Source organism: Halomonas sp., from assembly GCF_014859505.1.
In the GTDB taxonomy this organism is placed as follows: domain Bacteria; phylum Pseudomonadota; class Gammaproteobacteria; order Pseudomonadales; family Halomonadaceae; genus Halomonas.
Map to the genome: position 1 here is coordinate 1 of NZ_JACUUD010000095.1, position 11,666 is coordinate 11,666.

Consider the following 11,666-nt stretch of genomic DNA (forward strand, 5'->3'; position numbering starts at 1 on the left):
GGCAGGAACATCTTGCCGGCGCCGAACAGGTCGCCGACCACGTTCATGCCGTCCATCAGCGGCCCCTCGATCACCTCGATGGGGCGGTCCGCGGCGGCGCGCGCCTCCTCGGTGTCCTCCTCGATATAGACCGTCACGCCCTTGACCAGGGCATGCTCGATGCGCTTGTTGACCGGCCAGGAGCGCCACTCGAGGTCCTCCTTCCTGGCCGGTCCCGAGCCATCCCCCTTGTACTTGTCGGCGAGATCCACCAGCCGCTCGGTGCTGTCGGAGCGGCGGTTGAGCACCACGTCCTCGACCGCCTCGCGCAGCTCCTCGGGCAGGTCATCGTAGACCGCCAGCTGGCCGGCGTTGACGATCCCCATGCTCAGGCCCGCACGGATGGCGTGGTAGAGGAACACCGAGTGGATCGCCTCGCGCACTGGGTTGTTGCCGCGGAAGGAGAAGGAGACGTTGGAGACTCCCCCGGAGACCAGGGCATGGGGCAGGTGCTCGCGGATCCATTGGGTCGCCTCGATGAAGTCCACGGCATAGTTGTCGTGCTCCTCGATGCCGGTGGCGATGGCGAAGATGTTGGGGTCGAAGATGATGTCTTCCGCCGGGAAGTCGAGCTCGTCGACCAGGAGGCGATAGGCCCGCTGGCAGATCTCGGTCTTACGCGCGAAGGTGTCGGCCTGGCCGGCCTCGTCGAAGGCCATCACCACCACGGCGGCACCGTGCCGGCGGCAGATGGTGGCCTGCTCGCGGAAGGCCTCCTCGCCCTCCTTCATGGAGATCGAGTTGACCACCGCCTTGCCCTGGACGCACTTCAGGCCTGCCTCGATGATCTCCCATTTGGAGGAGTCGATCATGATCGGCACCCGGGCGATATCGGGCTCGCCGGCGATCAGGTTCAGGAAGCGCACCATGGCCTCCTGGGACTCGAGCATGCCCTCGTCCATGTTGATGTCGATCACCTGGGCGCCGTTCTCCACCTGCTCGAGGGCCACTTCCAGGGCGGTGGTGAAGTCCTCCTCCACGATCAGGCGCTTGAAGCGCGCCGAGCCGGTGACGTTGGTGCGCTCGCCGACGTTGACGAACAGCGAGTCCGCGGCGATGTTGAAGGGCTCCAGACCCGACAGGCGACAGGCCTTGGGGATCTCCGGAATCCGGCGCGGCGTCAGGCCCTGGATGGCCCGGTGGATGGCCGCGATATGCGCAGGCGTCGAGCCGCAGCAGCCGCCGATGATGTTGACCAGGCCGCTTTGGGCGAACTCGGCGACGATGGCCGCCATCTCCTCGGGGGTCTGGTCGTATTCGCCGAACTCGTTGGGCAGGCCGGCGTTGGGGTGGGCCGAGACGAAGGTGTCCGCCTTGGTGGACAGCTCCTCCACGTAGGGGCGCAGCTCCGCGGCCCCCAGCGCACAGTTGAGGCCGACGCTGAGGGGGCGGGCATGGCGCACCGAGTTCCAGAAGGCCTCGGTGGTCTGGCCCGAGAGGGTGCGCCCGGACGCGTCGGTGATGGTGCCGGAGATCATCACCGGCAGACGTTCGCCGCGCTCCTCGAACAGCTCCTCCAGGGCGTAGATCGCCGCCTTGGCGTTGAGGGTATCGAAGATGGTCTCGATCAGGATCAGGTCGCTGCCGCCCTCGATCAGCGCCTCGGCCGCCTCGTAGTAGTTCTCGCGCAGGGCATCGAAGGTGACGTTGCGCTTGGCCGGGTCGTTGACGTCCGGTGAGAGCGAGGCGGTGCGCGAGGTGGGGCCCAGCACCCCGGCCACATAGCGGGGCACGCCGGTCTCGGCGGCCACGGCGTCACACACCTGGCGGGCCAGGCGGGCGGCCTCGCGGTTGAGCTCCACCACCAGCGCTTCCATGCCGTAGTCGGCCTGGGAGAGGCGAGTGCTGTTGAAGGTGTTGGTCTCGACGATGTCGGCGCCGGCCTCGAGGTACTCGCGGTGGATGCGCGTCACCAGTTCGGGGCAGGTCAGTGCCAGCAGGTCGTTGTTACCCTTTAGGTCGGAGGGCCAGTCGGCGAAGCGATCCCCGCGGAAATCGGCTTCGGAGAGGCCGGCATTCTGAAGCATGGTGCCCATGCCGCCATCGAGCATGAGAATGCGCTCGTTGAGGCTGTCGATGAGGGAGGCGGTCTGGGCAGTGGGAAGGGCGGCCATGGGCAGGTCTTGTCTCCAGCGAAAGTCGCATCCAGGGGGCAGGGCCGCGCAGACGCCTCAGGGCGTCTTCTGTCTGTTGCAGCTGTCTCGCGCAGCTGTCTCTTTCATCGGGGCGGCCAGGAATGGCGGCCATGTTATCAAAAGGCGCTGCCCAGGGGCAGGCCACGACACAAAGACCAACCAATTCACTCGGGATTGTCAGCTTCGGTCCGCTGTCTTACCATGGGGGTAGCCAAACCCTGATGCGCGGCCTGGCGAAGGAAGTTACCAGGCCGCAGCCCGACCAGCGAGAACACCATGAGCAATCCGATCCAGATCACCGACAGCGCCCAGGACTACCTCGCCGAACTGCTCGAGAAGCAGAATGTCGAGGGCATCGCCGTGCGTATCTTCATCACCCAGCCCGGCACTCCCTACGCCGAGACCTGCCTGGCCTACTGCCGGCCCGGTGAGGAGGAGCCCACCGACGAGCGTCTCGAGCTGCCCAAGCTGTCGGTTCACCTGGACAAGAACAGCCTGCCGTTCCTTGAGGAGGCGGTGGTCGACTTCAACAAGGACCGCATGGGCGGCCAGCTGACCATCAAGGCGCCCAACGCCAAGATGCCCAAGGTCAACGCCGACAGTCCGATGGAGGATCGTATCAACTATATCCTCTACAGCGAGATCAATCCCGGTCTTGCCGCCCACGGCGGCGAGATCAAGCTGGTGCAGCTCACCGACGAACAGGTGGCGGTACTGGCCTTCGGCGGCGGCTGCCAGGGCTGTGCGGCGGTGGACCTGACCCTCAAGGAGGGCGTCGAGAAGACCCTGATGGAACGTATCCCGGAGCTGGCAGGTATTCGCGACGTGACCGACCATACTGACACCACGAACGCCTATTACAGGTAAGTCGGGCGGCTGGCTCTGCCATCCACCGGCGTCATGTGCTTTCCGAAGGCTCCGCTGCGGCGGGGCCTTCATTGTTTTCGGCGTCCTCTCTTTCTTTTCCCTCTTCATATTCCTCACGCGCGGCCGGGATCTGCCATAGACAGCGGTGGAGCTGCTGCTCCAGGTCGCGCAGGCGGCGCGCCTGCTCCTCCAGCAGGCGCTTCTGTTCATCGATGCGGGCCTGCAGCAGGGTCTGCTCATGCTGGCGGGTGTCGACGAGGGTCTCGGCCTGACGACGTGCCCAGTCGGTCTCGCGGTGCTGCTTCTCCTCCTCGGCCAGCTTTCCGCGCGCCTCCATGAGCTGCTGTTCCAGGCGCTCCAGGCGCACTGCGACCTGCTTCTCCCGTTCCGCCGCGGCCTTCTCGCCGGCCAGGCGCTCCTGGCGGGCCTCGTCCAGCAATCCCATCAGTCGGGACTCGGCGCTCTCGTGGCGCTGCTCCTCCCTCGTCAGACGCTCGCGCTGCCGGGCCTCCAGGCTTTCCACGGCCCGCTGGTGCTCGCTCGCCTGCTGGGCCATCTCGCCGCGAATCCGCTCCAGCAATCCCTCCAACTCGGCATGCCGAGTCTCCAGGTGGCGGACCGTCTCGTCGAGCTGCTCCCGGCGTGACTCGGCGCGGGCCAGGGACGTGTTTCGCTCCTCGAGACGCTGCTCGGTAGTGGCCAGGTGGGCGACCAGGGCGGATTCGCGCTGCTCGGCATCCTCGGCCTGACGGCGCGCCTCGGCGACACGTGTCTCGGCCTCCGCGACGCGGCGGTCGGCCTCCTCGCGATAGTGGGTCAGCGTCTCATTGGCGCTCTCCTGGGCCTTCTGCCACAGCGCCTCGGCCAGTTCCTGAAGGGCGCCAGGCATGCCGCGGGGCGGGGGCACATCGCGGTTTTCCTCGCGCCGGGTGCGCCATTCCCGCAGATGGTCGCTGATGGTAGTGAAGCTGCCGGTGCCCAGCACTTCACGCACCTTCTGCACGCTGGGCGACTCGCCCCGCGCCAGCAGGTCATCGATCGCCCGCTGCACGTCCTCGTACTGCACACCGCTGCGTGCCATCTCTCTGCTCCTTGCTCGATGCAGGCCGGCGCGGGGTCGAGCACCATCGCGCGGCCGTGGAGGGCGCAGCATAGCTCGAGAAGGGCCGAATGGGAAGATAATTACATAAAACGTAATACGTAATATACATTACGTTTTGGGTGATAAAATCAAGATTACGCGACTTATCTTGCTTTTATTTGCGCGGAGTCGGGATACTAAGACGCAAGGGCAAACAGAAGGAGACAAGGGTGGATCACCAGACCCGTGACGAGACAGGCCGCAAGCTCCTGCCCACGCCGGCAGGGGAGCTGCTGTCCGCCGCGCCCGCCGGGCAGGGCGCCCATATCGCCGCGCGCAGCGACGCGGAGGCGGTGGGGCAGTGGCTCGCCGAGTACCGGGCGAGCCTGCAGACCCGGCGCGCCTATCGGCGGGAGGCCGAACGCCTGCTGCTGTGGCTGGCGGAGCAGGGGCTCCGCCTCGGGGAGGTGCGGCGCGACCATCTCGATGCCTTCGAGGGCTTCCTCGCCGACCCGCGCCCGCGAGAGCGCTGGGTCGGGCCACCCCGGCCCCGCCAGGCCGATGACTGGCGGCCCTTTCGCGGGCCGCTGGCTCCCGCCAGCCGGCGTCAGTCGCTGGTGATCCTGCAGGGCATGTTTGCCTGGCTGGTCGAGGCCGGCTGGGTAGCCCACAACCCCTTCCGGCTGATGCGCGACAAGCGTCGCCGGCTGGACAACCGCCAGGGGGGCATCGAGCGCTATCTCGAGCGCCCGCTGTGGGCGTGGTTATGGGCCTGGCTGAACAGGGAGCTCGGCCAAATGCCCGAGAAGGGGGCGTCATCGCGACAGCGCTTCGAGCAGCGGCGTCGGCGTCTGGTGTTCGGCTTCGCCTACCTGCTGGCACCGCGCATTGGCGAGATGAGTGCGGCGCGCATGGGGGACTTCCTGCGCCGCGAGGGCCGCTGGTGGTGGCGGGTGACGGGGAAGGGCGACAAGACGGCGATGATCCCGGTGCCGCCGGACATGGTGGCGCTGCTGGCGGAGTGGCGAGAGGGCCTCGGGCTCGCTCCGGAGCCACTGCCGGATGATGCCAGCCCCCTGGTGCGATCACTGGACGGCCGGCGGGGCCTGGGCGACAACCGCCTCTATCGGTTGATCCGAGACGCCTTCCGCGAGGCCGCCGAAGCACTGGAAGCGGAGCAGGGGGAGGGCGGACGGCCCTGGGCGATACGCCTGCGTGCCGCTACACCGCACTGGCTAAGACATACGGCGCTGACCCATCAGGCCCAGGCCGGAGTGGAGCTGCGCTACCTGGCCGCCACGGCGCGTCACTCGCGCCTGGATACCACCGCCCGCTACCTGCACGCCGAGGACGAAGCCTGGCACCGCCAACAGGCGCGGCACGGACTCACCGCATCAAGACCCCTTGACTCCCAAACTGGGAGCTCGTAGGATTCTCCCAAAAGGGGAGGTCGTGTGAGAGTCATCGCGAAGCGCACGCTGAGGGAATTCTGGGAACAGGGGTTTGAGGATGCCAGGACGCCGCTCACCGAGTGGCACAACATGATGCTGAAGGCGGCCTGGCTGACGCCACAGGAGCTGAAAGCCGAGGTTCGCACGGCAAGTATCCTCAAGGGAGGGCGTGTCGTCTTCAACATCGGGGGCAACAAGTATCGCGTGATCGTCGCGATACGCTACACCCAGCAGATCGCCTGGGTGCGCTTCGTTGGCACTCATGCCCAGTACGACAGGGTTGATGCGGAGACAATCTAATGAATATCCAGCCTATCCATGACGATGCCGGTCTTGCGCGCGCCTTTGCGCGCATGGAGGAACTCTGGGCTGCCGACGACGGCACTCCCGAGGCCGATGAGCTCGAGGTGCTCTCCATCCTGATCGAGAAGTACGAGGATGAGCACTATCCCATCGCTCCCTCGGATCCCGTCGAAGCGATCAAGTTTCGCATGGAGCAGCAGGGTCTGACGCAGCGAGACCTCGAGCCCTATATCGGTTCGAGTGGCCGTGTGTCCGAGGTGCTCAATCGCAAGCGGAAGCTGAGTCTCAACATGATCAGGCACCTGCATGAGGGGCTGAAAATTCCCTACGAGAGCCTGCTGGCAGAGCCCCTTAATCCAAGCCCAGAGCGGACGCGCACGGCCCCCAGCCGATATAATCGCCGCCTTTAGCACAAGGAGACACCATGACGACCGAAGCCACCGCCGAGCAGGCGCAGCAGGCGCTGATTGAAGAATTCGGGATGTTCGACAACTGGATGGACCGCTATCAGTACATCATCGACATGGGCAAGGCACTGCCGGACTTCCCCGAGGCGTGGAAGAGTGACGAGCTCAAGATCCAGGGCTGCCAGTCCAATGTCTGGATGCGTCATGAGCGCGACGGCGAGAGGATCCACTTCGACGCCGTCTCCGATGCCGCCATCGTCTCGGGACTGATCGCCGTGCTGATGCGCATCTACAGCGACCGGACCGCCGCCGAGATCCGCACGACAAGCCCGCACTTCCTCGCCGACCTGGGGCTCGACAAGCACCTCTCGGCGACCCGCAGCAACGGCCTTAATGCCATGCTCAAGCGCATCTACGAGGTGGCCGAGCAGGAGGCCGCCTGACGGTTCGAGGCACCCAGGACTCAACGGGCCCGAGAGTCGTCCTCTGACTTCCGAAGCATGAAGTCATCGTCCAGTTCCGGGTCGTCGCGGCAGAGTTGCTCGCTGGGCCCGCCGGGCACCGGGTCGATGCCTCCCTCGCAGCCGGGATGGCAGCGAGCGATTCGGCGAACCGCCATCCAGCCGCCCCTGAGCGGGCCATGGACACGGATCGCCTCCGCCGTATAGCTCGAGCAGCTCGGCCAGTAGCGGCAGCGCGGCCCCAGCAGCGGGCTCAGGGTAACCTGATAGACCCTGATCAGGCCGATCATGAGCCACGCCAGCCCCCGGCGCAGCGCCCGCAGCAGGCGGGCCAACCAGGCGGCGAGGCAGGGCATCCCTATTCCTTGCCCTTTCCGTAGAGGGTGTCGGGGTCGATCAGCGGTTCCGTGGTGATCCGTGCCTCGTCTCCCTCCAGCGCCACGTAGAAACAGCTGCGCCGACCGGAATGGCAGGCCGGGCCGGTCTGGTCCACCTGCAGCAGCAGGGTGTCGCCATCGCAGTCCAGGGCAGCGGCCCGAAGGTGCTGCTGCTGGCCGGAACTCTCGCCCTTGCGCCACAGCTTGCCCCGCGAGCGGGACCAGTAGCAGACCCGGCCGGTGCGCAGGGTCTCCTCCAGCGCCTCGCGATTCATCCAGGCCATCATCAGCACCTCACCGGAGTCATGCTGCTGGGCGATGGCGGGAAGCAGGCCGTCGGCGTTGAACCTCGCGGCATCGAGGATCTCGGCCAGGGGGTGGCGGCTGTCGCAGGGAGCCCGTTCGAGGGCCTTGAAGTGTTCGCTCATGGTCGGTCCGGAAGGAAGTGATGGAATGGGGCTGGGTGGTCGGCTCAGGGGGCGGCGTGGCACGCCTCGCAGTGGCCGAGCAGTTCGATGGTCTGGCGCTCCACGCGAAAGCCCAGGTCACGGGCCCGCCGCGAGAGCTGAGCGTTGACGTCGTCCAGATGCAGCTCCTCGACCCGCCCGCACAGCCGGCAGATCAGCAGCTGGAAGCCGTGGGCATGTTCCGGGCAGGGACAGGCCACGTAGGCATTGAGCGATTCGATGCGATGCACCAGGCCCTGGTCGATCAAAAACTCCAGGGCGCGGTAGACGGTGGGCGGCCGAGCGGCGGCATGCTCCTCGGCCAGTCGGTCGAGCAGGTCGTAGGCCTTCAGGCTGCCCGGAGCCTCGGCGATCATCTCCAGCACGCGTCGGCGGATCGGGGTGAAGCGCGCGCCGCGCTGCTGGCACTGCTGCGCTGCCTGGTCGAGCAGGGCACGGGAGTCTGGCATGACGACCATCAACTGGCGAAATGAGAGATCTATTCTACGCGCCGGACCCCGACCCGGCCAGCGGGCGTCAGACGGCCTCGGCGGTCGCCTCGGTGCTGGTCTCGAGTTCGCTGCGGCGGGCAAAGTGGTGCTGGGCGAAGGCCACCCGCTCCTCGGGGGGAACCCCTGACGGCTGACGCTCGATCAAGTCGAGACGACGGCGCAGCCCCTCGCCGTTGGCCATCTGGATGGCCAGGCCCGGCCGGGCATTGAGCTCCAGCAGCATGGGGCCGTGGTCGCGGTCCAGCACCACGTCGGTACCGAGATAGCCCAGCATCCCGGTCATCTCGTAGCACCCGGCCGCCAGCAGCAGCAGGGTGCGCCAGTCGGGGATATGCAGGCTGGCCAGCTCGTGGCCGGTGTCCGGATGATCGAGGCGGGTGCGGTCGAACTGCACGCCACGGATGGCGCTGCCGGTGGCAATATCCAGGCCCACCCCCACGGCGCCCTGATGCAGGTTGGCCTTGCCGTCCGAGGCCGCGGTGGAGAGGCGCATCATCGCCATCACCGGGTAGCCGAGGAAGACGATGACGCGTATGTCGGGGACGCCCTCGTAGGTGTACTCCGCGAGCCGCTCGTCGAAGTTGATCAGCGCCTCGACCACCGCCACGTCCGGGGAGCCCCCCAGGGAGTAGAGGCCCGAGAGGATATTGGAGGCGTGTCGTTCGACGTCCTTGAGGGTCAGCCGTACGCCACTGGGCTTGACGAAGGCGCCATCCTCGACGTGATCGATCACCAGTATGCCCTTGCCACCGCTTCCCTTGGCCGGTTTGATCACGAATCCATCGTGGCCGCGCAGCATCTCGCGCAGGTGCTTGACCCCGAACTGGGTGGCGACGGTGCCGATCAGGGCCGGCGTGGTGATGCCATGCTCCTGGGCCAGTAGCTTGGTCTTGAGCTTGTCATCCACCAGTGGATAGAGGCGCCGATCATTGTAGCGGCCGATATAGCGGATATTGCGCCGGTTCATACCGATGATGCCCTTGACGCGCAGCTTGTCCGGGGAGGTCCAGTTGCCCATCGTCCAGTTCCACATGGCGCTCAATCCTCGGTGATGGGCTTGAAGCGGCGCAACTCGAGCAGCCGGTAGCCGGTGTAGTTGCCGAGCAGCAGGATCAGTGCCATCAGGATCATCTGCACCCCCAGGAAGTTGAAGGTGATATGGCGCACCCAGGGGTTGGTCATGGCCAGGAAGGCGATCACGGCGGTGAGCAGGCTGCCACCGCCCTGGATGAGTACCTCCCGGGGGCCTTCCTCTTCCCACAGGATCGACATGCGCTCGATGGTCCAGGAGAGAATGATCATCGGGAAGAAGGTGATGGTCAGCCCGGCATTGAGCCCGAAGCGGTAGGCGAGCACCGAGAACAGCGAAATGATGGCGATCACCGTGATGATCACCGCCGTGACCCTCGCCACCAGCAGCAGGTTGAGGTAGGAGAGATAGTTGCGGATCACCAGGCCCACCGCCACGATCAGCAGGAAGCCGACCAGCCCGGTGATCAGGGTGGTCTGGATGAAGGCCAGGGCGATCAGCACCGGCATGAAGGTGCCCGAGGTCTTGATCCCCACCAGGATGCGCAGGATGACCACCACCAGGGCGCCGATGGGAATCAGCAGGATGGTCTGGAACAGCGCCTGTTCCTCCAAAGGCAGGCTGTGGATGGAGAAGTTGAGCAGGGTGTCCTCGGCCAGCTGGCTGCGCACCGCGGCGGCCGCCGGCTGATTGCGGTTGAGCATCGAGAAGGTGACCCGTGAGTTGGTCCCTCCCTGGACCTCGAGTACCGCCTGGCCAGAGGCTTCCCAGAGCAGCAGGTTGTCGGGACGCCCCTGTTCGCCGGTGGCCGGGTCGAACAGGGCCCAGCGCTCGCCGTCGAACACCTGCACCCACTGGCTGAGGGTCTGACGGCGGCGGGCATCCTCCAGGAGGAGACCGCTGACCTCCCGGGCCGGCACGCCGGCCTGGTTGAGCAGACGCACCAGCAGCTGACCACGCTCGAACTGCGTCAGCAGCAGACGGGAATTCTCGCCCTGGCGCTCGTCGCCGAAGTCGCGGATCAGCTCACGCGCGAAGGTGAAGGCGTCGGCACTCCGGTTCCAGGCGCGTTCGATCACCTGGGCGGCCGCGGTGTCGTAGGGACGCTCCCAGATGATGTCTCCGCCAAGGGCAGGGGGCTCTGTCGGCACAGGGCGGGCGTCAGGAGTCGCCAGCATCTGGGTGGTGTAGTAGAGCTGCTGACTGCCGGAAGCCTCACGTATCGACCACTGGGCGCGGCGGCCACCGTTCTCTTCGAGGAAGGCCAGGCCGTAGCCCGGCGAGGCGGTATGCTCCGTGAGCATCCGGAAGGACTGCTGATGGGAAGGCAGCGCCATGTTGACCAGTACCGGGCCGCCCTGGGCGGTGAAGTTGACCAACGCCTCGACCTCCCAGACCTCGCGCTGTTCGCCGGGGGTCCAGGGTACCTCGAGGCTGATGTGGCGATGGACGCTCAGACCGATACCGGCCACCAGCAGCAGGCCGACGAGCAGATAGAAGGGCAGTCGTGACATGGGGCTTCCTTGGCGAGGTCAGGAGAAGGCGTGGCCGGGCAGGGCGGCTCAGCGCTCTTCGTCGTCTCGGTCATTCTCGTCGGCTTCGGCCTCGTCGGCCGGGCGTCCGCCGGGGAACTCGGGACGCTCGTGCAGGTAGGTCTCGGCAACATCGATGACCGCGATATCCATCAGGAAGCGCCGGCCGAGCAGCACCGGATAGTTGAGGTGAGAGCGGTCGTTGAGGGTGAACTCCACGAGTTCGCGGATCGGGCCCAGGGTCATCATCAGGCTGACCACCGGGCGGGAATCTTCGCCAGCGGCCTGGACGATGCGCACACGGCGTTCCACCGGGGCCTCGATCCACTCATCGCTTGTACCATCCACCACCACATCGTCATCGGTGAGGCCCAGCTTGAAACGCACCCAGTTGGCGCCGTCGCGCTCGAAGCGGGTGATCTCGCTGGCCGACAGCGATGAGGTATTGGCACCGGAATCGACCCGTGCCTTGAGATAGGTACCCACGTCCGGCAGGCCGATCCATTCGCTGCGGCCCACCACGGTCTTTGTGCTCAGGGCGGGCTCATCGGTGGCGCACTCCTGGGCGATGGTGGTCGGTCCGCTCTCGACGCGCTCCAGACGCTCGATGTCGGCACGCAGGTGGCGCACCAGGCTGCCGACCTCGCGCACGTCGGCCACCAGGGTCTCCTGACGACGGGCGCTATCGGCGAGGCTCGACTGATGCAGGTCACAGCGGGCCACCAGGTCGGCTTCCAGGCGATCGACGCGCAGCGTGAATTCCTCGGAACCCAGCACGGGCTCGGGTTTGCCCTGGTCGATGGGCATGGCGCAGCCGGCGATGAGCAGCAGACCGAGGGAGAGGGCACCGGAGGAGAGCAGGCGTCGCGACATGAGGCAGGGATGATCCTTGATTCGGTTGCGTGATGATAAGGAGTCGCCGGCAGGCTTGTCCAACGGGGGATGGGCAGAAGGGCGTGAAGAATAAGGCAATACAGGTGAAGAAGTGTCACCAAGGGGCCGTGGGGCGTAATGGACCTATAGCC

General features: G+C 66.3%; 13 protein-coding genes. 5 read left to right on the forward strand and 8 right to left on the reverse strand.

All coding sequences use genetic code 11. The features are described 5' to 3' along the window. Positions 1-2,153: methionine synthase (gene metH / locus IBX53_RS12020; protein WP_290909522.1), on the reverse strand; the 2,153-nt coding region annotated here is incomplete at its 3' end. Between the two features lie 297 nt (positions 2,154-2,450). Here metH and nfuA point away from each other — a divergent pair. Continuing rightward, positions 2,451-3,041 (forward strand): Fe-S biogenesis protein NfuA, encoded by a 591-nt coding sequence (gene nfuA, locus IBX53_RS12025; RefSeq protein ID WP_290909524.1) that lies wholly within the window; start codon positions 2,451-2,453, stop codon positions 3,039-3,041. Positions 3,042-3,072: 31 nt separating this feature from the next. Here the strand turns inward: nfuA and IBX53_RS12030 are convergent, their stop codons facing one another. Continuing rightward, positions 3,073-4,122, reverse strand: a complete 1,050-nt coding sequence (locus IBX53_RS12030) for a DNA-binding protein (protein ID WP_290909526.1) — start codon at positions 4,120-4,122, stop codon at positions 3,073-3,075. Positions 4,123-4,415: 293 nt separating this feature from the next. On the opposite strand from IBX53_RS12030, the gene IBX53_RS12035 reads away from it, so the two are divergent. Genes IBX53_RS12035 through IBX53_RS12050 form a run of 4 tightly spaced genes read left to right on the forward strand, consistent with a single transcriptional unit; the run spans position 4,416 to position 6,726 of the window. Beyond that, complete coding sequence (locus IBX53_RS12035) at positions 4,416-5,552, forward strand: site-specific integrase (protein WP_290909548.1); 1,137 nt, start codon at positions 4,416-4,418, stop codon at positions 5,550-5,552. A gap of 24 nt (positions 5,553-5,576) precedes the next feature. Continuing rightward, positions 5,577-5,873: a type II toxin-antitoxin system HigB family toxin gene (locus IBX53_RS12040; protein ID WP_290909528.1), complete on the forward strand. Its 297-nt coding sequence runs from the start codon at positions 5,577-5,579 to the stop codon at positions 5,871-5,873. Continuing rightward, the gene (locus IBX53_RS12045) at positions 5,873-6,286 is read left to right on the forward strand and encodes a transcriptional regulator (RefSeq protein ID WP_290909531.1); all 414 of its coding nucleotides are present in this window, start codon (positions 5,873-5,875) and stop codon (positions 6,284-6,286) included. The genes IBX53_RS12040 and IBX53_RS12045 overlap by 1 nt, the downstream gene beginning before the upstream one ends. Before the next feature lie 14 nt (positions 6,287-6,300). Continuing rightward, entirely contained in the window at positions 6,301-6,726 is a 426-nt protein-coding gene (locus tag IBX53_RS12050; RefSeq protein WP_290909533.1) for a SufE family protein, read from the forward strand. A 20-nt stretch (positions 6,727-6,746) separates the two neighbouring features. Here IBX53_RS12050 and yidD read toward each other — a convergent pair whose 3' ends face one another. The 6 genes from yidD to IBX53_RS12080 form a co-directional block, all read right to left on the reverse strand. Further along, on the reverse strand, positions 6,747-7,100 hold the full coding sequence (gene yidD / locus IBX53_RS12055; RefSeq protein ID WP_290909535.1) for a membrane protein insertion efficiency factor YidD: 354 nt from the start codon (positions 7,098-7,100) through the stop codon (positions 6,747-6,749). A gap of 2 nt (positions 7,101-7,102) precedes the next feature. Further along, positions 7,103-7,549, reverse strand: coding sequence for a phosphoribosyl-AMP cyclohydrolase (gene hisI, locus IBX53_RS12060; RefSeq protein ID WP_290909537.1), 447 nt, complete (start codon positions 7,547-7,549; stop codon positions 7,103-7,105). A gap of 44 nt (positions 7,550-7,593) precedes the next feature. Then, complete coding sequence (locus tag IBX53_RS12065; protein WP_290909539.1) at positions 7,594-8,037, reverse strand: transcriptional repressor; 444 nt, start codon at positions 8,035-8,037, stop codon at positions 7,594-7,596. Positions 8,038-8,104: 67 nt separating this feature from the next. Beyond that, the gene (locus IBX53_RS12070; protein ID WP_290909542.1) at positions 8,105-9,112 is read right to left on the reverse strand and encodes an alpha-L-glutamate ligase-like protein; all 1,008 of its coding nucleotides are present in this window, start codon (positions 9,110-9,112) and stop codon (positions 8,105-8,107) included. Between the two features lie 5 nt (positions 9,113-9,117). After that, positions 9,118-10,623: a UUP1 family membrane protein gene (locus IBX53_RS12075; RefSeq protein ID WP_290909544.1), complete on the reverse strand. Its 1,506-nt coding sequence runs from the start codon at positions 10,621-10,623 to the stop codon at positions 9,118-9,120. A gap of 48 nt (positions 10,624-10,671) precedes the next feature. After that, positions 10,672-11,514, reverse strand: coding sequence for an ATP-dependent zinc protease (locus IBX53_RS12080; RefSeq protein WP_290909546.1), 843 nt, complete (start codon positions 11,512-11,514; stop codon positions 10,672-10,674). Positions 11,515-11,666 lie beyond the last annotated feature (152 nt).